The organism is Mucilaginibacter sp. GW821-FHT07G05, from assembly GCF_059418565.1.
Map to the genome: position 1 here is coordinate 60270 of NZ_JBWKQC010000006.1, position 25598 is coordinate 85867.

The window sequence follows — 25598 nt, forward strand, 5'->3', positions numbered from 1 at the left end:
TTGGGGATCTTTAAAAGTACTCTAATTCGCTTAAAACGCGCATTTGATCTAAAATCTGGTTCGAATTCCGCACAGTAAGAGGATAATAAAGTGCATTTTCGGCTCGAGTCCTATTGCCCATTAAGAACATTTTAGGCGACGGCAACGGGATATTACTTGTTCACAGCTTTGATGGTCATAACTTATTGATATCCAAAATATAACTAATTTCTGGATGCAAAAGTCGAAAACTTATTATAGTTACCGAAGAGTCAATAATTACAGCTGAATATCAATATTAAATTACTGAATATTTACTAAATAAATTTAGTACTATTAAAGAATATAAATAAATGATATAATTTTTATTTAAACAAATAAATTTGCTGATTATCAGGCAGTAAAGATTGTTTTAACTGCTAAAATTTCTTAATTTGCCATCAAAGCCCTATTCGATTTTTGGATGTGTTGTAATAATTTCGGGTAGGTTGTATAGCCTGAAAATAAATTGATTGGGTAAACTAGTTTAGCAACATTGTAGGAGTACTGTAATACAAATTAAGCTATGACACGGTCAACAACATTTACATTAGTCGGCATAATACTGATATGCCCTTCCATCAGTGAGAATACCTTGCGATACAACCCTTCAGATTTACGTCTGGCGAGTGAAATAACAGTCAAAAAGCCCACGGGAATCGGTGCTGCAAAGTCTACTCAACAATTTAAGGAAATATTAGTAATCGATGACATTGTTCAGCGTGGGCAACTGCCGCAACCGTTCAAAGCTGCAACTGACATTTGGCTCGATATATCATTGCCTATTGAAGAAGTCGGACCAATCGATTGTGATGCCCATTACGAATGTACAGGAGCCAATTTTCAATTAAAAAAAATTCAACCTAATCAATGGCCTGTTTTTGAAGCCATGCTCGACTCGTTATCTAAACTTCCTATAGCAGATTGTTATACAATTCAGAACGATTATGAAAACCATCAGATGCAGCCTCGGTGCAGGTTTGTTCGTCAGATGAAGTTTGACAGCAAAAATTTCCAGCAGCAAGCCGGAAGTCTGTTCAAAAAATGGACTCTGGACCTATCGCGGGAGAAAATCCTTACAGTTTGGATGGAAGGCGGAGTAAGAGTAGATTCTAAAGGCTTACCGCTAATTAAGCTGTCCGGAACCCGGCCTATAGCTGTTACTACAGACCTTGGGACTTACCTCGTTTCCGAAAGTGTAAACCCGACAGCGGAGTTTGCTCATCAGATCGTTGTGGCAGGCCAGCGCGCATTTAGTTTTACAAATACCAATGACCTAAAAAAATCAACGATAAAGGTTATGAATATTTTTTCAGATGAACTGGAAAAGAATTTCAAAGCGACCCCATTGCTTGCAGAACGCAGCTTGGATGCCGGTCAACTGGATGGTGAACTGATCATTAAAAGAGCCCGCCAAAAAAGTCGGGTTATCGGTCGCGAAAGTATCTTCAACAGCATTTCACCTTCCCTGGCCAATTTCTTCAATTCCGCTTTCGAAATTTCCACTTACACTATCATGTGGAACAGCGCCGATTCGCGGAACTTTACCTCGACGACCTCCCATGGTTTTTTTGGAAAAGGTGCAAAAATGACAGTCGGCTCAAACGTCTTTGTCCAGCTTGAAAATGAACTGCTGATTTCCGCAGATGGCATCAGTGCATATCGTGAAAATATTGAGCCAGCGGATCAAATGAATCAATTTTTAGCAATTTACAAACGCGCAGTCAACGCCGCGTACGTTAAGTCCTTAAAAAACACTTGCCGGCGGTTGTCGGGAAAAGGGATTTATGTTGGCGGCACCTGCGAAATAAGAGGAGACATACAATGAAAGCAGGCGAAATCAGAGACTGGTTGGGAAAATATTTCCTGGTCACCACTATCGTATTAGGCGGTTATATACTGCTCTTTGCGGGACGCTATACCGCGATGTTACGAATTGACCGGCAAACCGGAACCGATTGTTTTCAAATCATCATCCCCACACTGGTGGGACAGTTAACAGTAATTTTTCGTTTTTTTGGAACTAATCAGACTATTGACAATGACGCCATCGTGCCGGTACCGTCATGGGTAGTTAAATGGCCACCGTTACTACTAATCGGCCTTATCATTGTGAGTATAGTTGTTATGGCTATGGGGAACCTGGGACCGGGCCAAACTTGGTCGCCAATCCAAGATCAATTTAAACTGATCGTTACTTTTTATGTCACCGTACTGAACGCCACTTCGGTGTTCGTTGTCAGCAGGTTTTTTGAAGCGTCTAAACTCAAAAGGCCAATCAAAGCGATCAGGAAGACAGAACCGGCTGATTCGGCAAAGCCAACAAGTTCTGAGCCGGAGCCCTGAAAGATTTTTCTACCTTTTCTGCAGGAATCGGACAACAGTTGACTGGTGGTTTTGCTTGGCCAATGTTAAAGCATCCTGACCCGCATTGTTCTTCGTTTGCCTGTCCGCATGAGCGCTTAGTAGCGTTTTAACAATGGGTAAATTGCCCTGAGCCGCTGCAAACATCAAGGCGGTCCATCCGTCTTCGTTTTTCAGGTTTACAATTGCATGGCTTTTAAGAAGCAATTTTGCGAGTTCTGGCTGTCCACTAAATGAGGTTTTCATTAACGGTGTTATGCCTTCCCCACTTTTAATATTGACATCGGCTCCCCCTTTGATCAGCCTGCGGATGACCTCTGCTTGGGCTGATGGTGTCAGTCTAGGAACCGGGTCAAGAGATTCGGGTTCTTCATCATGCGCACCGATCACTTCCAATAGGGCGGTGGAACCTGTAATAGTCCTGGCATTGACATTTGCTCCCAAACGTAAGAGCAAATCGACGGTCTCAACATATCCTTTTTTTGACGCTTCCATAAGCGGGCTGACCCCATCATTATCTGACCAATTAACCCGCGCTTTTTTACTTACCAGCAATTTGATCACTTCTGCACCTTCTTCCGGAATTGCATAATAAGTGTCTCGGGCCAGCACTGCATGATACATTGCAGTACGATTCGAATTGTCCTTAGAATCAGCTGCCGCACCGGCTTTGAGCAGAAATTCAACATTTTTAATATTTCCAACACCGGCTGCCAGATGTAATGCTGTTTCTCCCATTTCGTTTTCGTCCTCAAGCCCGGCGTGATACTGCAATAAAACCTTCATGCAGGGCACTGAACTGTTGCTGATTTGTTTAGCAGCAAGCATTAACGCCGTATTTCCGTGAGGATCCCGTTGTTTGATATCGGCACCAGAATCCATCAATAATCTCACGGTCTCTGTATTGTTTAACGAGGCGGCGATAAGTAGTGGTGTTTCGCCCTCATTATTGGGCTGATTGATATCTACTTTGTGTGCCAACAAAGCCTCAAGTACCTTAGTATTATTGTAAATGGCTGCGAGCAGTGTCGCTGTACGGCCATTTTGATTGACGAACTTGAAATCGGCACCGGAACTTAGCAAGGCCAGTGCAATATCTGTATGTCTCTGTCCAATGGCGTGCATCAGCGCTGTCTCATCTCCGCCAAACCCTTCGGGGGCACAAACGTTGTCTAGGTTCACGCCTTTTGCAATTAAAGTCTGCACCAATTCCATCGAACCCGAGCCTGAAGCAAAGTACAACAATGTTTTGCCATCATCAGCGCGGATATTGATGTTTGCGCCTTTGCCCAACAATAAGCGGAATACATCCGATAAGTTTTGTTTGGCAGCGACCATCAATGCTGTATGATGTTCATTGTTGGTGATTTCCAGGTCGGCACCGGCTTTCAGCAGCAAACTGATGGCCTGTATCTTTTGACTGCTGTCAATAGCCGTATGCCGGCCGAAAATAAGACGATTCCCATTTTTGTCCGAAGATGTATCAGGTAATGATCCGGTAATGGCTATCATTAACGCGGTCCATTTTGATCGGTTCTGCGAATTTAATTGCGGATTATGCTGCAATATTTTGGTCATCATTGGAATATTGATATCCCGGGAAGCGAGCATCAATGCTGTCTCACCAGAGCCGTCAACAGCATCTACATCGGCGCCCGCATCGATAAGCTGACCAGCACTGGACACATCATGATGTCGCAGGGCAATATTAAGGGCAGGGATATTGTACCCCCAGATTCCGTCTTTGGGAAGTCGGTCGTTTGGGTTCGCATGTGCAAATATCAATGCTTTTGCAACCGCCGTCTGGCCATTTTTCAATGCCGCAATAAGTGCGGTGATCCCGGAACTGTCTTTTGAATTAACGTCCGCACCTGATTGCAAAAGGACTTTCACATTGTCCAAACGCCCAAGATAAGCGGCAATCTGCAGTGCTCGGAGCCCCGTAATGGTATCGGAGCTGTTTACATCCACACCGGTTCTGATCAGATTATGCAACTCATCAGGACTGGCGACCGCGGCAGAGGTTAAAAGCCGGCAACAATTATCCCGTGTCTTTGCTCCCGCTTTCAATAGTCTTTCAACAAAATCGAATTTGTATAAAGAACAAGCAAGGGAAACCGCATTTTTTCCGGAGGAATCGGCAGTATTTACGTCGGCACCTGCTTTTATCAGCAAGTTTACCAAATTAACACTGATATCCGGACGATCTGACTGCACCGCGTAAAGCAGTGGTGTTTGTCCGGAAGCATCGCCCTGATTTACGTCGGCGCCTGCTCTAAGGAGTAGCTGAGCCAGATTGGAATTTCCGCCTTCCACGGTCATGATTAATGGAGTAACACCAATAAGCGTAACTGAATTAATTCGTGCTCCGGATTTGATCATCAGCCGGACAATATCCTTGTTGTTGTTTGCTACGGCAAGATGAAGTGCGGTTTCCCCAACGTTAGTCTTGGCTTCCAGATTAGCCCCTGCCCGAATCAGCTTAGTGGCGGATATAATATTATTGTCAAATACCGCTTCCAGCAAACGGGTGCCCAGTTTTTCTCGTTTAACAAGTCTGGTAAATGTTGAACCTGGGAACTTTTTTCGAAGCGCTTGCAATATTTCCGGGTCTTCTGCACGGACAGCCATTGTTAATGCCGTATTTCCGTTGCCGTCCTTGCTTATGATGTTCGCGCCTGACTGAATAAGTATCTTTACTGCATCATATTCGTCTGCTTTAATGGCTAACATGAGCGCAGTCTGCCCAGCAAAGTTTCTCTGATCTAATTTTGCACCGTGATGCAGCAGCAGGCGAAGTTGTTCGCTTGCTCCATTTGAGGCGGCAACCATTAACGGAGAGTTACCTAAAATATCTTTTGTGTTGATGTCTGCATTTTTTTCTATCAGCATCCGGGTTGTAGATAATAGCGCATTCGTGTCCAAAGAAAGCATCAATGGAGAAAAACCATGTCCGAGCTCTTTGGCATTTATATTGGTAGTGCCGTCCAGGATCAATTTGAAATTTGTTGTATTTTGCGGGAGATTGGATTCCGGGATGGCCCAATGCAAAGCAGTGGTCCCGTCCGAGGCTTTCTGATTTATGTTAGCCTTGGCATTTAGCAATAGCGTAACGATTTCGGGCTGACGCTTTTTGAAGGCATGTATCAGCGCGGTATATTGCCAATTGTCGGAGACATTTACATCCGCGTGCGCTTTCAACAAAAGCGCGACGATATCTTTCTGCTTAAGGTCAACTGCGTCAATTAATGGAAATTGTTTGTCGCTACCTTTTGCGTTCGGATCAGCACCGCCCCCTAGTAATAAATCGACAATTTCCGGATTGTTTTTTTCAATCGCTAGCTGCAGAGGTGTTTCTCCTTTGTTATTACTTGAGTTTGCCTCACTAAGGTGTGCACGGATAGAATCTGGGTGACCAGACGCAATCGCTTTAAAAATAAGGGGCTGTTCATCTTCAACGATTTCCTTTAATTGCTTAATAGCAAAGGGCATGTTTCCACAAAGTCTGAACAATCGCTTTGCTTCTATTAAGTCTTTTGTTAATCCGCCTCTGCCATGCCTGTACATGTAAGCCAGGTTGGAAATTCCATAGGGTTCATGCTGATTAGCCGATTTCCGAAACCAATCAACGGCTATTTCATCAGACTTCGGAAGGCCATACCCATTCATGTGCATATAACCCAACAAGGCCTGGGATAAGGCATGTCCTTCCTCGGCAGCAAGCGAGTACCAGTTTACGGCTGCACTATCTTTTTTAGCGAAATAGAGGGTATCGCCGGTAAGCATGATTTGTTGAAGATATGGTCTGATGTCCTTTGATTGGATTTTTAATAAGTGAAGGGAACTTTTTGTAACAGAAAGGTTCCTGGTTCGAATCGAGCGTAATAAAGTGTTTTCTTCTGCCGAATATCGGGCTGTATCCTGATTAATCACTGGCTTTTGCTGTGCAAAGGCTGTAAGACATATCTGGCAGAGATTTGCAAGGATCAAGAGCGATAGAATAACTTTTTTTTTCATAAGCTGAACTTCCACACGGCAAATAAAAAGGCTGTGATAATCGAGTTTAAATTACTAATAATTAGTGATATATGAAAAAAAATGTATTCTTTTTACTTTTCAAAATTTACAAACTTTTTAGTAATCTGCTATTTACTTAGAGATACTTCTTGTTTATTTTCGATAAATAATAATTTCTGGATGCAAAAGTTGATAACTACTCACTGTGCAATGAGTTCATACCTTAATTAAAAATAATTAATTCAGAAATCTGATAAGTAATTTTATTTTCAAGTAAAAAAAAGAGGCTGTTTCGGGCAGCCTCTTTTTTTAGATAATCAATTTATTAATTGCTGTATTTTATCGCTTTCGTCAATTAATTGACGAAGTGTATTTACCAATTGTTCATCTTTCACCTTTGTCTGTTCACCAGTAAGCATATTCTTTACTGAGGTAAAGTTGCCAATGAATTCGGATTCCCCCTTAATTAAGATGTAAGTGAATCCCTTTTTATTGGCGTATTCTATTTGTTTGGTAAGTTTCCGCTCGTCAAGAAACAGCTCAGTTTTAATACCGTCAAATCGAAAGAGATATCATTATTTTCATATCGACCACTAAGCGGTTCGACTTTAGTCCAGTTCAGGTTATCATATTGCGAGCCAAAGCAGGATTCGAACCATAAACTGTGCGGTTCGAATTCCGCCCAGTTAGGGATCGTTAAAAGTGTTCTAATTCGCTTAAAACGCGCATTTGATCTAAAAAGTGGTTCGAATTCCGCCCAGTTAGGGACGAAATCGAAGCTCCCCAGACTGGCTTACTTTCGCGCAGATTTATAGATTAACTTCGTAGAATAAATTAAGATGCTAAATAAATTCAACTCTCAATAGGGCACTGGCGAAGCTGGTGCCAACACCCGGAAAACTGCTGAATGGAAGAACGGAGTGAATCGGGTGGAAGGCATTCTTATTCTGCCTTTTTATAATTAACATTGTACTTTAATACAGATTAAATCGACATATGCCGCTGTTTAATGAATCATTGAAGGTTGGAAACAAAAAATTTGATAATGCCATCATATTTGTTCACGGCTTAAATGGTAGCCGCGATAGTTGGACGCGTGAAAACAGTAGCTTCGTGAGCACGCTAAAGAAGCAAAGCGATGTAAACGCCAATTACCAGTTATTCGTATTTGCATATCCCAGTAAAATCCTCGAAGTTGGTTTTTGGAAAAAAATCAAAGCGAAATTGCCGTTTTCAGGAAAAAAGAAAGATACTTTCAACGTTAGTATTCGTGCAATTGCCATGGAATTGGCCAGCGATAACCGGGAAACTTTAGGCGATTACAAAAATATTGTTATTGTTGCGCATAGTATGGGTGGGCTGATTGTTAAACGTGCTATAATCGATATGCAGGCAGTAGACCTCAGAAAAGTAAAATTGGTGCTATCCTTGTCTGTCCCGCATCATGGTGCAAGTTTGGCAGAACTCGGCACCAAATTGCTGGGCAAGCATATTCAGTTACTTGATTTAAAAAGATTTTCGGACTTTACTAATGAACTGACTTATCAATTTGCTAACCTGGAAGATAAGCCGACGATCATTTACCAATCGGGTCACCAGGATGAAATCGTTAACGAAGGTTCAGCTATACCAGCAGGTGTGACCGCCGCTTTTCGTATCGACACCAATCACAACCATTACAGCGTCCAGGATATCTCGGACCCGGCATCACATACCCCTTATAAGCGACTGATAAAAGAATTGAAAGCCTTAGTAACGCTGGGCCAACAACAGAGCAGCTCTGTAAAAGGGAATGCGCCAATGGAATTTGACATTCCTGCTGGTTGTTCATTGAAAGTAATCGCCGAGTTACTAACAGAGACAGCTTCTTGCACTATCTCTTTTACTGGTTTCACCGATGCCGAACTGGCAGCCGGTATTCGTTCACAAAAGGTTAGTGCAGAAAACACCTACAAAGGTTTAGAAGCCCTGCAATATTTAACGGAAGAGCCGTCCGTTCGTTATAAGGTAAATACTAACGGCTCACATTACGAATTAATCAACCACCCTAATTAAATTTCACATGAATTGCAGTTGCAATAGGCCCCCAGGGGGCACCACCAATTGTCCCGATGACCATCTTGCCATATGCCGGAATGAAAATGGCGAATGCCACGGTTCATGTCACCCTATACCTAAAAGATTAAACTTTACCGAGCGGGATAACTGGTTACTCTCTATGATTAAAGATGAACAGCGGTCAGAATTCGATTTTATTTCCAGAGCAGATCGTGAGATTCTAAACAGCAAGAACTATGTCTTCGTGAAGCATGGTGTTAGGGTTACCATCAGGTTTGATTTTCCGGAAATGCGTACAGACTATTGAGCGTGGCATTGATATATAGGTCGATCAATTTTGGGCTAAAACGAAGTCTAACAGAACATCTTAACAACAGCAAACACATGATTTTAATCATCGGCGAAACAACAAAACATGATGACGATTGGGTGCCATTCGAAATAGAATATGCTTGTCGCAACCTGAAGAAGTTGCAAAGATTATAGTAGCCGTGACAGAAAGTTCACAATAAGGATAGCCAAATATGCATCTTGCATTCACGAATACCTCCAAGAAATAAGGTTATAGTTTACTGGCAAAAGCTATTTCAATTGTTTATATTTGAAATAGTTCTTTCAAACTCAATCAAAACAAATCAAATTATTCGGTTACCTTTTAATTTTCAGAAACATCAAGTTATTGATAATAAAGCCATAGCGGAAATTTCAACGGACCCGTCCATTCCGCCAGATACATTCACAAAATGTGCAAAAACCTTCAAATCAAGCGATTTGAAGGATTTTTTGTTTTCAAGACCTCTCAATATTGTCAAAAACCACCAATATTCCAAGGCGTCATCTACGGCGTCTTTTTCCGGTGAAAAAAGACGCACTGAAAACAATTTAAACAACTGAATATCAATACATTAAAAATATAAACATCTTGATTAAAAGACGCTGCCTTTCGAATTTTGTTTAAAGCGCCGGCCAGACACAACATCAGGCGATTCGGGAACAGGCAGAAAACAGGCAGGCTCCGCAGCGCAGACAGGGCGTAAAGATCAAATAAGACGGCTATGTGCAGGCCTTTATTTTTGTTCTTTGAAGCAATCGGCAAGGATTCCCGCATCAGTATTACCGCATGTCGTGGTGGATCACCCTCAAGAATGATCCAATCATATGCTTTCGGATGCTTTTTTTGCAGAATACAGCAAACCAATTTAAATTTTCATGCCGCCAGTTTCCGGCATGGCAACACCTTTCGTCTTTTTAATCCTAAGCAAAAACGTATCCTGTAAACCATAGTCTATACGGTACTGATCGCTAATGCCATGTTATACTACCTTTTCAACCAATCATTACAAAATAGCTGCTCTTATCTGATGGCATATCATTTCAGGCTTTATAAATATTAAAAAGGAGCTTCATTCCTGACTCACGCCCATCTCTTCTCTTCGAAATACTCTTTTGAAGAACCACAAACAGGGCAGCTATAACTCAATACATCTGAAAAGGCTATTCCCGGCGAAATGCCATTTTCGTTGTCGCCGTAGGTTTCATCATATACGCTTAAGCAATTAATACACTGATGTACGGTTTTCTGTTTAGCTGGCTCACCGATATCTTCGGTATGTAAATGATCGTTGCCTGTTTTTAGCTCGTTATCGGCATAAAAACTATAGTAAATGCGGCAAAGCTCTTCGAGATGCTTTATTATTTCGGCTTTGGGTACGCGCTTTTTGTAAACTACAAAATCTTTAGAGTTAGGGTTAAAATCGCGGGTATACATAATTTCCCAGTGTTCGCCGGTTTGTTTTTTCAGGATCACCGATCCGAACAATCCTGTTCGCGGTTGCGTTTTTATAGCGAAGCACAGGCGATAAGTGCGCATATCGGCTTCCTCAAACTCACGTACCAATTGCCTTTTAAGCGCCAGGCCTTCGGGGCATTGATCTTCTACCTGCCAGTTGAGCTCGTTTGCAGCATGCCGCACATTGAGGCGGTATTTATTGAGCAAACTCCCCCAGTACTGCCTGTCGGTATTATCAATGCTTTTTATCAGGATGGATTTCCATGGGGTAATGTACAACTGCCCTACCCTTGTTTGCAGGCAAAGCATACAAACATCTTTTAAAAAACTTAATTCAAAACATTCGTTACGGCGATAAATGCCCAGCCAGTACTTATTACTGCCATACTTGTTAAAACCCTCATAATAGGGCAAAAAGAACTCCGGCAGGCTTAAGGAATGGGTAATGGCCTGCTCATGACTGATGAGTGGCTTTAGCATGGTAAAAAACAATTGCTCATCAATTACCGCCTTATCATAAAACTTTGTTTTGTTGCTATAAATGAGCCCTTCTATTACCTTGCTTACTTCCGGAATATCATCAGAATATACAAGCGCAGGCCAGCAGCAAACCTGGTTTGTTTTAGGGAAACGTACATACAAGTACCAATAATTACTTACACCCGACGATATGAAGTTGATGTTGCCGGTAAAAAAAGGTACAAAGCTTTGACCGCTATCAGCAATGTTAATCTTCAATTTAGGCTGATGCGTAAACAGGTCGAATATATCTTTATAAACCCCTTCTTTCAGCCAGCCTTCGGTATTAAAAATAGTATCGGCTACGTATGAACTTACTATGTTGGGATATTCATCAGTACCAAGTTCATAAGCTATTTCGGCACCCAGCATATTATAATCCATATCGTTCAGTTGGCTATCGTCAATATGAAAATACAATTGTTGCCGGGTACCGAAATAAATATTGGTTGCACCGGCCTTTTCGGCAATTACCAGTATTTCATATAAATCACCGGCAGATACTACGCCTCCCGTTAAATTGATCTTGATGGTGTGTTGTACGCTCATATCAACTTTGTAAAACGCCGTTTAAACTTTCTTCCAATAAACGCATCACCTCGGGCCTGCACGAACCGCAGCCCATACCGGCACCTGTTGCCGAACATATATCTTTTAACTCGGTACAGCCCGTGGCTATTTTGTTGCGAATGTTATCGGCACCAACGTTATTGCAGCTGCAAACCAGCTTACCCATCACAGGTTCGGCTTTGTTGCCGCTACGTAATAGTTTCAGGCGTTTATCGCTCAGTTCGGTTTTATTGGCTATCAATTCCCTAAACTCGTTAAACTCGCTTTTGTCGCCTATTAATATGGTGCCTACCAGCCTGTCGTTATGTATGATACATTTTTTGTAGTAGCGCTTGGCCTTGTCAATAAAGGTGATCTCCTCGTAAGTATCATCAGGGCATTCAGAGAGGCCTATACTGCATAGGTCGAACCCGTGGATCTTAATAATATTCATAAACAGGCTGCCTTTGTAATAGCTGGCAATATCGCCGTTCATGTACCTGGCAACAACTTCGGCCTGCTGCTCGGCAGCGGCGGTAATACCATAAAGCGTACCCTCAAATTCGGCAATTTCGCCAATAGCGTATATGTTAGGGTCGCTGGTGAGCAGGCGCTCGTTAACTACCACACCACGCTTGCAATCAATACCACAATCTTTTGCCAGCTCCAGGTTGGGCGATGTACCAATGGCCAGTATCATGGCATCGCAATTGATTTTGCGACCGCTTCTAAGGCCAATACCCATCAGCTTAGAGCGCCCGTAAAAAAGCTGCACCTCATCATCATAATAAATATCACAGCCCTGGTCAACCATTTCCTCGTGCAGTAAACGGCTGCCCAGTTCATCAAGCTGCCGGTTCAAAAAGCGCGAGGTGCGTTGTATAATCGTTATACTAATGCCTATCTCGCGCAACGAAGCCGCCATTTCTAAACCCAGCAACCCACCGCCAACAATTACCACATGCCCGTTTTTAGGCACATGCTTTTTAAAGTTATCAGCATCGGTACGGGTACGCATGCTAAAAACACCCGGTAGTTTTGGTACATTTTTGGGTATGGCGGCACGGCTGCCGGTTGCCATCAGCAATACATCATAAGCGGTTCTTTTACCCCGCGAATCAAGCACGTATTTGTTCTCGCGGTCTATTTTTTCAATACTTACACCACGCAGTAAAGAGATGTTATAAGCTGGCTCTTCCGAATCTTTCATTTTAACCAGTTGTTCCCATTGCTGTTCGCCGCTGATGTAATCGGGCAGCATTACCCGGTTGTAAAAAGGAAAGTTCTCCTTACTGAAAATTATTATCTCATCATCCGGATTCAGTTCGCGATACGATCGCACGAAACCGTATGCACCCGCGCCTGCGCCTATTACTACAATACGTTGCTTAGGTTTACTAAACTTAACCACATTTACGGCGCAATATTTAAAATCGGGCTCCTTTGATGTAGGATCTATAATATCATTAGTAAGGTTGTTGGCACGGTTAAGGTCGTTGCCCAGTATTTTGCCCCAATGCATCGGCAAAAATATTACACCCTGTTTTATTTGTGCAGATAGCCGGGCTTTAACATGTACCTCGCCCCTACGGGATGTAATTACCGCGACGTCTCCTTCACCAATGGCTAACCGTGCGGCATCATCAGGGTGTATTTCTACAAAGGCTTGCTGATAGTGTTGATTAAGCTTGTTTACCTTACCCGTTTTACTCATAGTATGCCACTGATCGCGGATGCGGCCGGTAGTTAATATAAACTGGAAATCGTTATCGGCACGTTCGCTGTTAAATTCATCGGGCACGGCATGTATGCGTGCCTTTCGCGATGGTGTGTAAAACTGCTTATCGGTAAATAAACGGCTACTGTCTTTTATATAACGTTTTTTGAGATAAGGCCACTGTACAGATCTGTTCTCTTTCAGTATATCGTAGTTGAGGCCGCTGATATCGATATTGGTTTTGGCGGTGAGCTTTGCATGTTCGGCATATATAGCCGCGGCATCTTTATAATCAAAACCATTGTAACCCATCTTTCGAGCGAAACGACAGATGATCTCTGAGTCGGGCAAGGCCTCGCCCGGGGGTTCAACTACTTTATTGAGATAACTGATGCGGCGCTCGGAATTGGTCATGGTGCCCTCTTTTTCGGCCCAGGCAGCAGCCGGGAGTATCACATCGGCGTATTGAAGCGTTTCGGGTTTATTGCTGATTTCCTGCACTACTACATACTTGGCTTTTTTAAGGGCTTCCTCTACCATACGCACATTAGGCATACTGGTAAGCGGGTTGGTGCACAATATCCAGATGGCCTTCAGGCGGCCATCGTTCAGTGCCTCAAACATCTCGGTAGCGGTTAGCCCGGGTTTGGGATTAATGGCTGTGCCGCCCCAAAACTTTTGTACCTCTTCGCGATGCAGAGGATTATTCATATCGCGGTGCGCGGGCAGCAGGTTGGCCAATCCGCCTACTTCGCGCCCGCCCATAGCATTAGGCTGCCCTGTGAGCGATAAGGGCCCCGAGCCGGGTTTGCCGATATGGCCGGTGATCAAACTCAAATTGATCAGGCTAAGGTTTTTATTTACACCCACTACGCTTTGGTTAAGCCCCATTGTCCACATGGTGATAAACCCTTTGGCTTCGCCGATGTAAAGCGCTGCGAGGCGGATATCTGATTCGGTAACGCCGCAAATTCGCGATGCTTCTGCAACTGTTCTTTGAAAAACAAGCGCACTGTACTTTTCAAAGCCTTCGGTATGGTTTTGTACAAAATTGGCATCAATATCGCCGTTCTCAATCAGCACACGCCCTATGGCATGGTTAAGGGTAACATCCGTACCGGGATTAATTTGCAAATGCAGATCGGCAATGGCGCAGGTATCCGTAACGCGCGGATCTACCACAATCAGCTTTACGTTAGGATTGGCGGCTTTATGGGCCTCCACCCTGCGCCATAATATGGGATGACACCAGGCCGGGTTGGCTCCTGTTATATAAAACAGATCGGCCAGTTCAATATCATCATAACAAACAGGTACGCAATCTTCGCCCAAAGCCATTTTGTAACCGGCTACCGCGCTGCTCATACACAGGCGCGAGTTGGTATCCATATTATTACTGCCTATAAAACCTTTAATGAGTTTATTGATCACGTAATACTCTTCGGTAAGGCATTGGCCCGAAGCATAAAAAGCTACCGAATTGGGTCCGTATTTATTAATGAATGTTTTGAAAACGGCAGCTGTACGGTCAAGCGCTTCATCCCAGCTTACCCTTTGCATGGGCATGCTTTTATTGTAGCGCATTTGCGGATAAAGCAGCCTGTCGCTCTTATCGTTTACGGTATAGTGCAGGTTCATGCCCTTGCTACACAGCATACCCTTATTAACGGGGTAATTTTTATCGCCCTCAACGGTGATCGATCCGTTTTTTTCTTTATTGATCAGCACGCCGCAACCCACGCCGCAATAGCAGCAAATAGACGTAGCGCGGGTATCGGTATTTTTTTTTGAGGACATGCTGATAATTTATGATGCTATTGATCCGGGTATCATTTGGGCGTCGGCCTCTTGCTTTGGGGCAGGCTGCTTATTAAAGCGGGTAACCAGTACTATTAATGAAATAAACATTACGGTGTAACCGATGTACGTAAATGCCTGTACATAAGTAATATTTTCCGACTTGAACAACATCCCGAAGAACATACCACCCAGGTTGCCGCCTGCGCCTACTATACCACTTACCAGACCCACATTTTTGGCATTTACAAAAGGCACTATACCATAAGTGGCCCCGTTAGACATTTTGAGGAACAACGCAAACGAGAGCATTGCCACAATAGCCGTAGTTAAAGTACCTGCCTGCGCAAAGAACAGTAAACCTATACCCTCTAAAAGTAATACACCTGCAAGCAGTAAGCCCTTGCCGCGCATACCAAATTTGGCGCCTACCTTGTCGGATACGATACCACCCAAGGCACGGGCGAAAATGTTCATGAAACCGAAGATGCCCGCCCAAAAACCCGCGCTGCTTTGCGAAAGACCAAAGGAATCAACAAAATGGAGTGATGCTACGTTATCAAAAGTGATCTCCATGCCAAAGCACATGGCATAGGCGGCAGTTAGCGCCCATATACGCCAATCGGCCAGTACGCTCCAATCTGTTTTTGATGAGTTTGTTTTGGTGTAACCAATTTCGTCGTAGTTACCTTCAGGAGTATCTTTAGTGTATTTGTAATACAGGTAGGCTACCACAAGCATCATTACACCCGGCACGATCATAGCGTAGCGCCAGGCCTGCGCGCTGGTATAACCAAAGCCCACAATAGCCGCAAATATTAACGGCATTACCATATTGGTTACGCCGCCGCCAAGGTTACCCCAGCCACCTGTAATGGCATTGGCCGTCCCTTTAATTTGCGGGGCAAACATCATTGAGGTATGAAACTGCGTGATAACGAAAGAAGACCCGATAATGCCTATTGCCAGCCTGAATAACAAAAACGAAGTATAATCATGTGCCAGGCCTACAAAGAAAACGGGGATAGAACCGAAGATCAATAACCTGACGGCAGTTTTACGTGGCCCCCAGGTATCGCATAGTTTACCGATAATAAGCCGCGCGATAATGGTAGCGGTAACCGAGGCGATAATGATGTTACCCACCTGCGATTTGCTCAAACCCAGTTCGGTACGGATGGTAGGCATCAACGGCGCCAGGCCAAACCAGCCGAAAAAGCATACAAAGAACATTAGCCAGGTGATGTGGAAGGTGCGCATTTGCACGCCCTTAACCGAGAATATATTTATTTTGGTAAGTTGATTTTTCATTGTGATTCTTTTTTGTGTGATTGGGATATAACCGCTGAGCACGCTGAGGTTTACGCGGAGTTAAAGAGGAAAACTCCGTATCTCTGCGACAAAAACTCAATATCTCTGCGGTGAATCATCACTTATTTAAAAATTCCGGTTTTACATTTAATTGGAGGTAAGCCCAAACAGGGTGCAGCGCCGCGGTACCGGGAGTTATCCCCTTTGCATACTCCATACTATGGGTAGCGGCCATGTAGCTAATACCTAAATCAACCGTTGTATATTTATTGAGCTTGTAGCCTGTTGTAAAATCAATTTCGGTACCGAGGTGTTTACTCACCGCATTGCCTGCACCATCTTTTTGATTATCGGCCAGGGCAAAGTAATGCCCGGCGAGTTCGGCGGTGATCTTTTTACTTGCCGAGGTGTATTTCACCTTCACAAAAGGATCATCAAGGCCGCCTGATGGCGCACCACTTACGGCATAAAAATAATCCATATAGCCCCAAAACTTATGCGGGGTACCATAAAGCGGATCAAAACGATGATTGGTTTTAGAACCCGACAAGGCATTATTACCCGACAAGCGATCCCAACCTATAGTGTAACTTATAACAGATGGTCTATAGCTTAAAGATGCAGTGTAGGTATAAGCGTTTAACTTAAGTCCGTCGCGATCATGCCCGCCCTGATAGTAAAAGCCACCTGTCGCCAGCCATTCATCCTTACCACCCCAAACAGGGTTTACCAGTAAACCTGTGGTGTAGCGTGTATTTACACCGGCTTGGTTAAAGCGTTTGCCATAAATATAACCAATATCATCGCCTGCTACATTTTTAACCGAATCGGTAATGTATTTACCAAACTGATCGGCCAGGAAGAGTGCCGACACCTTAGTTTTGCTGATCTTTTTAGCTACGTATATATATTGCAGTGACTTATAGTTTTGATTGAGGGCATTAGTACCCGGCGAATTAAGAAATGCCGGACTGCCGTTTTTAGCACTTACTCCCGCTGCATTAACAAGCGGAATAAAGCCTGCGGGGGTATTGGCTAAGTTGCCTTTACTATCTTTTACGGTTGCAGCTACATTGGCGGGCGTATAATAGGTGCCATTATAGTTAATTGCCTCCGAGTTTTGGTTAAAGGCGAGGCCTACATCTGCCTGCCAGCCATTATTTAATAATTTGAATATCAAAGCATCATGACGGCGAGCTTGCTGCAGCCAATCGGAATTACCCAGCAGGCGATCATCGTCATAAGACAATTCCTGGCGGCCAATTTTTATGGCGAAATAATCAATGGGAGAATTTTTGAAGGAAGTATCTTTTTTGTTGGAGAGGATGAGTTCGGCCCAGGCTTCGTGCAGGGCAAGTTTATTACCATCGGCGGGTGAAATAGTTGAAGCATCCTGCCCCCACAAACGTACATCCTGTACAGATGCCTGAAAAATGAGTTTACTGTATTTGTAATTAAGGGAGAGCCTCGTTCGCTGTGAAATAAAAGCGGCAGCTTTGCTGTCTTTTGGTTTGAGTGTACCGTAGCCGTCGCGTATTTCGCCGCGTGGTCTTAATTGCCCTGTAAAGGTTAATTGGGCATTTGCTTTGAAACCGGCGGAGCAAAAATAAAAAGACAAAAAAGAGGCAAAGGCATAGCGGTTAAATGCAATTTTGTACATTTGGTTTGGTTTTTTATCTGTTAAAGCAATAAAAACTATCTAACCCTGGCCGGGAATGCGACCTCCCGACAGGGCTTTTTTATGTGGTTACTTTTCTATTTTTTCATCCATTGGCACTTATTGTTTTGATGAGACATCATTCTATTTCATTTTCCTTTATAAATATATCTTATTTATGACAAAAAAGCAATTTTTACATTAAAAAGCAACGATTTATATTAAATAAAATAGAAAAAAGTGAATTTGATATAAAAATGCCAAATTATAACACTCAAAATTTCATCACAACAAGCCAACAAAACAAATAAAACACAATTACAACACACAATTACCTTGCAAAAAATAAAAAACATCAACAAATTTCAATAATCAACACACTATACCATACAAAAATCCAAACCATATCTTAAATAAATCATAAAAAATCACAAACACAACTACAACACCCAAAAGAATCAACCTAATTATCAAAATTGCCTTAAAAAAATAGCATTAACAAAAAAAGGCATTACCGAAGTAACGCCTTTAACAATTTTATAAAGCTTATTCAATATTTACTAAGATACACCTACATAAACCTTACCTTCTGTCACCTTAACAGGGTAAGTCTTTATGGCGCATTCATCTCCGCTTAAACTCTCGCCGGTAAGCAGGGAAAAGGTTTTTTTATGAAACGGACAAGCCACTTTCGGCTCGCAGGTATCGCCGCTACTGCCTATCATCCCCCTCGACAAAGCCATTTGCTGCTTATGCGGACATAAATTTTGTGTAGCAAACCACTCCCCTCTGCGGGTAAAATTATATATGGCAATTTGCTCGCTGCCATGCTTAATACACGCGCCGCCATTTTCCGGAACATCATCGGCGTAGCAGGCCAGTATCCATTGTTGTGCTATTTGCGTTTCCATATTTGCTTCTATTTTTTCCGGCAGGTGCCGGTGTTTTTCTTTAATTGATAACAACCCTTACCAGCTTGCCTTTACCTGGCCGCGCATGGTTTCAAATTTCACGTTCGGATCTTTTTCGTCAACAGCGTTTACAAAGTGGGCGAAACGCTTGCGCAAAGCCGGATCATTAACAGCTTCTTTCCACTCACAGTGATAGGTATTCACCAGCCCCTGCATCTCCTCCTCCAACTGATCGGCTATGCCTAAACTATCATTAACCACCACACTTTTAAGATAACTCATGCCGCCTTCCATTTTATTTAACCAGGTGGCGGTACGGGTTAGCTGATCCGCTGTTTTTATATAAAACATCAAAAACCTGTCGAGATACTTAATACAAGTTTCCTTATCAATATCAGCCGCGAGCAATTGCGCATGCTGGGGTTTGGAGCCACCATTGCCGCATACATATAAATTCCAGCCTTTTTCGGTAGCTATAATGCCAAAATCTTTCGATTGCGCCTCGGCACACTCGCGGATACAACCGCTTACCCCTCCTTTGAATTTATGCGGCGAGCGCACACCTTTATACCTATCCTCTACCTCAATGGCAAACGACACACTATCGTGCAAACCAAACCGGCACCAGGTACTACCTACGCAGCTTTTCACAGTACGCAAAGCCTTACCATAAGCATGCCCGCTTTCAAAACCGGCATCAATCAACTCTTCCCATATCAGCGGCAGGTCGCCCACGTGAGCGCCAAACAGGTCGATACGCTGCCCGCCGGTAATTTTTGTGTACAATCCGTATTTTTTAGCCACCTGCCCAATAACAATTAGCTTATCCGGGGTAATTTCTCCCCCGGGAATGCGCGGCACCACCGAATAAGTACCCCCTTTTTGAATATTCGCCAAAAAACGATCATTACTATCCTGTATGGTATCCTGCTTAACAATTACGTCATTCCACAAGCTCGATAGGATACTTGCCACAACCGGTTTACACACCTCGCAGCCATCCCCCTTGCCAAAATGATCGAGCACGAGATCGTAATTTTTCAGCTTATTAATTTTCACCAGGTCATACAACTCTTGCCTCGAACGATCAAAATGCTCACAGATCACATTTTTAACGTATTGCCCGTTAGCTTTCATTGTCCCGGCAATCAAATCTTTCACCAAAGGCACACAGCCACCGCAACCCGTACCAGCCTTGGTACATTTCTTCATCGCGTCAATTCCGGTAGCGCCCCCATCTACAACCGCCGCGCAGATCGCGCCTTTGGTGACCGCCTCGCACGAGCAGATCAACGCATCGTCGGGCAAACTCATTACACCTGCACCGGCATTAGCCTCGCCGCCACGCGCCCCCAGCACCAGGTCTTCAGGATCGGGTGGAAGCACTATTTTATTATTTACCGTTTGCAGCAGTATATTATAAGCATCGGCATCACCTATTAAAATACCGCCTAACAAATACCTACCATCATTAGTAATATTAATGCGCTTGTATATCCCCTTGTGCGTATCTTCAAAAACAATAGTGCGACAATCGGGCTCAGTAACAAAAGGATCACCGAAGCTGGCCACATCCACACCTATCAGCTTAAGCTTGGTGCTCATATCAAAACCATAAAAGGCTTTATCACCTTCAGTTACATAAGACACCACCACTTCGGCCATATCATAACCAGGTGCTACCAGCCCGTATATCATGCCATCATATAAGGCGCACTCGCCAATGGCAAAAATACAGTCGTCGCTGGTTTGCATTTTTTCATTCACCAAAATACCGCCACGCATACCTACCTGCAACCCGGCCAGCCTTGCCAGCTCGTCGCGCGGACGAATACCGGCCGATATTACCAGCATATCTACCGCAAGCTCCGTGTCGTCATTAAAACGCAAGGCCTTTACAGCATGCTCGCCGGTTATATTGGTGGTACTTTTATTAAGATGGATATTTAAGCCGAGCTGCTTTAGTTTTTGGCGCAACATTTCACTACCCGCGGCATCTACCTGACGTGGCATCAGTCGCGGCGCAAATTCAATTACATGTGTATCTTCAATACCCAGATCAATAAGCGCCTTAGCAGCCTCTAAACCAAGCAAACCACCACCCATCACGGCGCCTGTTTTTGATTTTGCCGCGTAAGCTTTTATCAGCTCCAGATCTTCAATGGTACGATACACAAACACGCCATCCTTTTCAATACCCGGAATATCGGGCACAAAGGGCGCCGAACCCGTTGCCAGCACCAGATAATCGTATCGCAGCTTAAGGCCTTTTAATGAATGAACTGTTTTTTCAGCACGGTTTATTTCCTGTATAGGATCATCAAGATGAAGCGCAATATCATTTTCAGCATACCATGATGAGGTAGAAAGAGAAAGATCATCAGCTGTTTTACCCGTAAAATATTCACTCAGGTGGACCCTGTCGTAAGCGCGCCTTGGCTCTTCGCCAAAAACAATGACATTAAACCGGGAGGTTTTGGATACAAGTTTTTCACAAAACTTGTATCCTACCATGCCATTGCCAATCACTATAATGGTTGGTTGCAACATATAAAGTTTTTTTTAAATGTTAAAGCTCTTTTTAATCTGACAAATCAATTCCGAATGCGACCTCGAATGATTTACCATAGCAATAATAGCAATTAATTATTTTAAATCATATTTTTTGATGTTTTTATTTTTTATAATACATATTTATATTATTTAAGATATAAAAATTAGATATTTTAACTAAATAAATCAATAATATTGCAGATATTAGCAATTATCAATAACACCAAACATGATTTTTATAGCATAAAATCAAAATATATGAGAATAAAACACGAATTACATATAAAACCAATCAAAAAATCGAAACAAACATGACAAAGACTGATACAAAACCGGAATTATATGTAATTGGAGCCGGCCCCGGTGACCCAGAACTGATTACAATGAAAGCCTATAAGGTATTGCAACAGGCACGTGTTGTATTATATGATAATTTGGCTAACCAGCAATTATTAGATATTGTACCTAAGGACTGCGAAAAAGTTTACGTAGGCAAGCAACCTTATGGCGAATACACCCCGCAGGAAACCATACACGAACTGATAAAACAGTTCGCTTTTAAAAAAGGCAGCGTTGTAAGGCTTAAAGGCGGCGACCCTTTCATTTTTGGACGTGGGTTTGAAGAAATTATATACGCACGCGAGCATGGCATTACTACACATTATATACCCGGTATTACCAGTATGCAGGCATCGGGATTTGAAGACATCCCTTTAACACACCGCACCATGAGCGAGGGTGTATGGATGATAACCGGAACCAAAAAAGATGGCAGCCTATCTGCCGATTTGCGCCTGGCCATGCAAAGCAATGCCACAGTAGTTATATATATGGGGATGAAACAAATAGAGTCAGTTGCGGATACCTATATTAAGGAAAACCGGGGCGATACACCGGCAGCCATTATTCAACATGCCTCGCTCCCGCATAAAAAATCGGCAAGAGGATTGGTTAAAGATCTGCCCGCGTTAGCGAAAGAGCAACAACTTACCTACCCCGCGCTTATTATTATTGGCCAGGTGACAGCCCTGCCGCAACAGTATTTATCAGCATAAATAACATAATAAAATTATGAAGATCCGCATTAAAGGCAACTCGGTACGCTACCGCCTTACACGCTCGGAAGTTGAGCGCTTTACCGCCACAGGCTATTTTGAAGAAGCAACTTCTTTTGGCGATCAGCAATTGATATACGCCCTGCAACAATACAATGAAGCTGAATTATCAGCAAAATTTGAAAACAACAAGATCACTTTACTAATGCCCCAACTATTGGCGAAAGAGTGGGCAGCTACCGATCGTGTAGGATTCAACAACAACAGCAGCGCTTTATACCTGTTAATTGAAAAGGATTTTGTGTGTATTGATGCCATGGGTGAAGACCAAAGTGATAATTATCCTAATCCGTTGTTGAAATAACAGGGCGCATTTCTTAAGTGATAGCTCCGGGGTTACCCATTAAGGTTTCGTTTTGACTTTCGGCTTATTGCAGGTACAATTTTCCCATTATTTATTTCTGACTCTCTTTACTGTTAAAGCTGGTAATACTATGTCCATTATAACGATATACCCCATCTAATGCGCCAAACCAAATGTTTCCTTTGTCATCTTCTAAAATTCCGAAAATCATTGGTTTATTTATTATTGGGGTTACCGTTGGTTTTTTGTTAGATAACAACTTTCCGTCGTACCGGGAAAGCGCCCAAGCCCGGCTGTTATCCACTGCTGAAGTAGGCCAGGGCAATGATTTTCCGTCATATACAGGAAGCGCCCAGGGCTCGTTAATATCCTTTTCTGAACTGGTCCAGATATTTCCTTTTTTATCCTCGTAGATATAACCAACAAACTTTCGTTTGAAATTGGTAAAAGCACTACCGTTATAGCGCCAAAGGCCATCATTACCTCCCAGCCAAATATTGCCTTTCGCATCCTCAATTACCGAACGAACATTCTTAAAAGGCTTGTGATCATGGGTAAAAACGGTAAATGATTTTCCATCATACACAAAGGTATTGCCTCTTGTAGCAAACCAAAATTTGCCCGTTTTGTCTTCAACAATAGCGTTAACTTCATAAAGCGGCCTATCCGAAAAAGTTTTCCCTGTGCGGTCTTCATTCATCGCATCTCCGTTGATGATATAATTTTGAAAGGATTTACCATTGTAACGGCTTGCACCTCCAAAAACCCCGAACCAGATGTTGCCCTTTTTATCTTCATAAATACTCCCAACATCATTATTAAGAAGTCCATCCGTCGTTGTGAAATTTTTGAAGGATTTACCATCATAATAATAAACACCCGACCCAATAGATCCGAACCATAAGTTACCTTTGCTATCCTCCAAAACAGAGAAGAAACGCGCCGAACTCACTTTACCGGTAATATTGGTAAAAGATTTTCCGTCGTATCTAAAAATACCATCAAATGCGGCAATCCAAATGTTACCCTTTTTATCTTGTAGGATATTACGGGTGATACGGTTAGGCCCGGTGGAAATAGCTGTACTTTTTATTTCGGCCTGCATATCGTCTTTTGACACATCTGTTTTGACCTGCGCATTGCAAAAAGTGCAAAAAACAAGCATCATAATAATCAGGCAGCGTAAGCCATTTTTTATACTTTTCATATGGTATCAAAATTGATTCAGCGAAATTACTTTGATATCGTTGCGTGCAAGGAATCAGGATTGTAAATAAAAATGTAAACATTGTAAATAAACACCCCGTTATCCGGCTAAGCGTCTCCAACATCCCGTAGCGGTAAGCTCATATTAATTTGCTAAGTGACATTTGATGGATATCATTTATCAAACCAATATTTTCAGCCTTCAGGGCAATTAAGCTAAACAAAAAAGTCCCCCGGAACCACCCGGGGGACTACACACATTTATTAACATAACCAATTATAGTTATTTCTTTAATACAACATATTCAAAAGGTTGCATTTGCCTGTTGGTGGTCAGTGTTACAGCGGCGTTGGTATAAGCGTTTTTCCAGGTAGTGTTTTGCAATGCTGCCGGGATATCATAACTGAATACGGAATTTTTGGCATTCACTAATACCAGCACATCATCGGTTCCGGCTTTTTTCTCGAAGGCGATAACGTTAGTATTGCCGTAAGTGGTAAGCGTACCGGTTTTGATAGCTTCACTTGCCTTACGCAATGCGATGATCTTCTTGTATTCAGCAGTAATATCCGGGTTGGTCGTCCAGTCGATAGGGTCGTGCTTGAAAAAATCTATCTTTTTGGGGCAACCTACTTCCTGTCCGTTATATATCAACGGCGAACCGTTCATATACGCGGCCAGCACAAAAGCCGCCAGTGAACCTTGCTTGCCCTTGTAGATATCAATAGCGCTGCCGTCGGATGAGGTAACATCGTGATTAGTAATATATCTCAATTTGATAGCGCCAGCGGGTAAGGCATTATACTCGTTGGTATTGGCGGTGAACAGGGCACTTGGTGCTTGCGTTTCCGCGAAGATGCCTTTCAGCTTATCGTAAAACTCGAAAGCGTAATTAAACTGAAAGCCAGCAGTAAATTGTTCTTTCTTGCTGCCTTCGCCCAATAGTACCAGTTTACGGGTATTGAATTTTTTGAGTGTATCTATAGCCTGCTGCCAAAAATCGGTCGGGATAAAATCAATGGCATCGCAACGGTAACCATCAACGTTGGCAGTAAGTACCCAGTATTTCATCGCCCTAATCATCGCTATGCGCATGGCCGCGTTATTATAGTTCAGCGCGGCAACATCGGCCCAGTTGGTACCAACCGGACTAATAATATTGCCATTGCTATCCTGCTGATACCATGCTTTATTACTGATCCAGGCATTATCCCATGAGGTATGGTTGGCTACCCAATCTAAAATTACAGCCATGCCGCGTTTGTGTGCTTCATCAACCACGGTACGTAAATCGGCCAGAGTACCAAATTCAGGGTTAACGGCATTGTAATCTTTAACCGAGTAGGGCGAACCTAAACCCCCGGCCGATTTCAGCACGCCAACCGGGTAAATCGGCATAAGCCATATTACGTTAGCACCCAGGTCTTTGATTGAGTCGAGCCTGTTTTGCAGGCCCTTCAGGTTGGCTTCCTGGCTAAAGGCACGCAGGTTAACTTCGTAAATTACGGCATCCTTGCTATCGGGCACAGCGGCAAATGGGGTGCCATAGGCCGCAGGATCTTTATAAGTATCGGTAGGAGGCGGCACAACAGGTGGCGTAACAGGATCCGGCTTTACCGAACCCGATTTGCTACAGTTGATCGCGCACACACTTACCAGTAACAGAAATAAATAAGCTTTCATTCGGGTTTTAATTTTAACACTCATCATCA

General features: G+C 43.1%; 16 protein-coding genes. 6 read left to right on the forward strand and 10 right to left on the reverse strand.

Annotated features, from left to right (window positions below):
• Positions 1 to 544: 544 nt before the first annotated feature.
• Entirely contained in the window at positions 545 to 1846 is a 1302-nt protein-coding gene (locus AC07NA_RS16140; RefSeq protein ID WP_494898616.1) for a hypothetical protein, read from the forward strand.
• The gene (locus tag AC07NA_RS16145) at positions 1843 to 2364 is read left to right on the forward strand and encodes a hypothetical protein (RefSeq protein WP_494898617.1); all 522 of its coding nucleotides are present in this window, start codon (positions 1843 to 1845) and stop codon (positions 2362 to 2364) included. Before AC07NA_RS16140 ends, AC07NA_RS16145 begins: the two co-directional genes overlap by 4 nt.
• Positions 2365 to 2373: 9 nt before the next feature.
• Here AC07NA_RS16145 and AC07NA_RS16150 read toward each other — a convergent pair whose 3' ends face one another.
• Both AC07NA_RS16150 and AC07NA_RS16155 read right to left on the reverse strand, forming a co-directional pair.
• Positions 2374 to 6399: an ankyrin repeat domain-containing protein gene (locus AC07NA_RS16150; RefSeq protein ID WP_494898618.1), complete on the reverse strand. Its 4026-nt coding sequence runs from the start codon at positions 6397 to 6399 to the stop codon at positions 2374 to 2376.
• Positions 6400 to 6716: 317 nt separating this feature from the next.
• Complete coding sequence (locus AC07NA_RS16155) at positions 6717 to 6950, reverse strand: His/Gly/Thr/Pro-type tRNA ligase C-terminal domain-containing protein (RefSeq protein WP_494898895.1); 234 nt, start codon at positions 6948 to 6950, stop codon at positions 6717 to 6719.
• A 445-nt stretch (positions 6951 to 7395) separates the two neighbouring features.
• Between AC07NA_RS16155 and AC07NA_RS16160 the strand changes: the two genes are divergently transcribed.
• Together AC07NA_RS16160 and AC07NA_RS16165 are read left to right on the forward strand one after the other, a co-directional pair.
• Positions 7396 to 8454, forward strand: coding sequence for an esterase/lipase family protein (locus tag AC07NA_RS16160; protein WP_494898619.1), 1059 nt, complete (start codon positions 7396 to 7398; stop codon positions 8452 to 8454).
• 312 nt (positions 8455 to 8766) lie between these two features.
• On the forward strand, positions 8767 to 8943 hold the full coding sequence (locus tag AC07NA_RS16165; protein WP_494898620.1) for a TIR domain-containing protein: 177 nt from the start codon (positions 8767 to 8769) through the stop codon (positions 8941 to 8943).
• 928 nt (positions 8944 to 9871) lie between these two features.
• Here the strand turns inward: AC07NA_RS16165 and AC07NA_RS16170 are convergent.
• From AC07NA_RS16170 to nirB, 6 genes are all read right to left on the reverse strand, one after another.
• Positions 9872 to 11314, reverse strand: coding sequence for a rubredoxin (locus AC07NA_RS16170; protein ID WP_494898621.1), 1443 nt, complete (start codon positions 11312 to 11314; stop codon positions 9872 to 9874).
• A 1-nt stretch (position 11315) separates the two neighbouring features.
• Positions 11316 to 14828 (reverse strand): molybdopterin-dependent oxidoreductase, encoded by a 3513-nt coding sequence (locus AC07NA_RS16175; RefSeq protein WP_494898622.1) that lies wholly within the window; start codon positions 14826 to 14828, stop codon positions 11316 to 11318.
• Between the two features lie 9 nt (positions 14829 to 14837).
• Positions 14838 to 16139, reverse strand: a complete 1302-nt coding sequence (locus AC07NA_RS16180) for an MFS transporter (protein WP_494898623.1) — start codon at positions 16137 to 16139, stop codon at positions 14838 to 14840.
• Positions 16140 to 16257: 118 nt separating this feature from the next.
• Positions 16258 to 17799: an alginate export family protein gene (locus AC07NA_RS16185; protein WP_494898624.1), complete on the reverse strand. Its 1542-nt coding sequence runs from the start codon at positions 17797 to 17799 to the stop codon at positions 16258 to 16260.
• Positions 17800 to 18356: 557 nt separating this feature from the next.
• Entirely contained in the window at positions 18357 to 18707 is a 351-nt protein-coding gene (gene nirD, locus AC07NA_RS16190) for a nitrite reductase small subunit NirD (RefSeq protein WP_494898625.1), read from the reverse strand.
• Positions 18708 to 18764: 57 nt separating this feature from the next.
• Positions 18765 to 21257 carry a nitrite reductase large subunit NirB gene (gene nirB, locus AC07NA_RS16195; protein WP_494898626.1) on the reverse strand — a complete coding sequence of 831 codons (2493 nt, stop codon included), beginning with the start codon at positions 21255 to 21257 and terminating at the stop codon, positions 18765 to 18767.
• Between the two features lie 314 nt (positions 21258 to 21571).
• On the opposite strand from nirB, the gene cobA reads away from it, so the two are divergent.
• Both cobA and AC07NA_RS16205 read left to right on the forward strand, forming a co-directional pair.
• A complete protein-coding gene (gene cobA / locus AC07NA_RS16200; protein ID WP_494898628.1) occupies positions 21572 to 22315 on the forward strand; it encodes a uroporphyrinogen-III C-methyltransferase in 744 nt (247 codons plus the stop codon).
• A 16-nt stretch (positions 22316 to 22331) separates the two neighbouring features.
• Entirely contained in the window at positions 22332 to 22679 is a 348-nt protein-coding gene (locus AC07NA_RS16205; protein WP_494898629.1) for a DUF7009 family protein, read from the forward strand.
• Positions 22680 to 22770: 91 nt separating this feature from the next.
• Here the strand turns inward: AC07NA_RS16205 and AC07NA_RS16210 are convergent, their stop codons facing one another.
• Together AC07NA_RS16210 and AC07NA_RS16215 are read right to left on the reverse strand one after the other, a co-directional pair.
• On the reverse strand, positions 22771 to 23886 hold the full coding sequence (locus tag AC07NA_RS16210; protein ID WP_494898630.1) for a ligand-binding sensor domain-containing protein: 1116 nt from the start codon (positions 23884 to 23886) through the stop codon (positions 22771 to 22773).
• Positions 23887 to 24168: 282 nt separating this feature from the next.
• Entirely contained in the window at positions 24169 to 25569 is a 1401-nt protein-coding gene (locus AC07NA_RS16215; protein WP_494898631.1) for an alpha-amylase family glycosyl hydrolase, read from the reverse strand.
• Positions 25570 to 25598 lie beyond the last annotated feature (29 nt).

Excerpts from the sequence above, each read along its gene's own strand:
- AC07NA_RS16140 (WP_494898616.1), top strand. The coding sequence starts at position 545 with ATGACACGGTCAACAACATTTACATTAGTCGGCATAATACTGATATGC.
- AC07NA_RS16145 (WP_494898617.1), top strand. The coding sequence starts at position 1,843 with ATGAAAGCAGGCGAAATCAGAGACTGGTTGGGAAAATATTTCCTGGTC.
- AC07NA_RS16150 (WP_494898618.1), bottom strand. The coding sequence starts at position 6,399 with ATGAAAAAAAAAGTTATTCTATCGCTCTTGATCCTTGCAAATCTCTGC.
- AC07NA_RS16160 (WP_494898619.1), top strand. The coding sequence starts at position 7,396 with ATGCCGCTGTTTAATGAATCATTGAAGGTTGGAAACAAAAAATTTGAT.
- AC07NA_RS16170 (WP_494898621.1), bottom strand. The coding sequence starts at position 11,314 with ATGAGCGTACAACACACCATCAAGATCAATTTAACGGGAGGCGTAGTA.
- AC07NA_RS16175 (WP_494898622.1), bottom strand. The coding sequence starts at position 14,828 with ATGTCCTCAAAAAAAAATACCGATACCCGCGCTACGTCTATTTGCTGC.
- AC07NA_RS16180 (WP_494898623.1), bottom strand. The coding sequence starts at position 16,139 with ATGAAAAATCAACTTACCAAAATAAATATATTCTCGGTTAAGGGCGTG.
- AC07NA_RS16185 (WP_494898624.1), bottom strand. The coding sequence starts at position 17,799 with ATGTACAAAATTGCATTTAACCGCTATGCCTTTGCCTCTTTTTTGTCT.
- nirD (WP_494898625.1), bottom strand. The coding sequence starts at position 18,707 with ATGGAAACGCAAATAGCACAACAATGGATACTGGCCTGCTACGCCGAT.
- nirB (WP_494898626.1), bottom strand. The coding sequence starts at position 21,257 with ATGTTGCAACCAACCATTATAGTGATTGGCAATGGCATGGTAGGATAC.
- cobA (WP_494898628.1), top strand. The coding sequence starts at position 21,572 with ATGACAAAGACTGATACAAAACCGGAATTATATGTAATTGGAGCCGGC.
- AC07NA_RS16205 (WP_494898629.1), top strand. The coding sequence starts at position 22,332 with ATGAAGATCCGCATTAAAGGCAACTCGGTACGCTACCGCCTTACACGC.
- AC07NA_RS16210 (WP_494898630.1), bottom strand. The coding sequence starts at position 23,886 with ATGAAAAGTATAAAAAATGGCTTACGCTGCCTGATTATTATGATGCTT.
- AC07NA_RS16215 (WP_494898631.1), bottom strand. The coding sequence starts at position 25,569 with ATGAAAGCTTATTTATTTCTGTTACTGGTAAGTGTGTGCGCGATCAAC.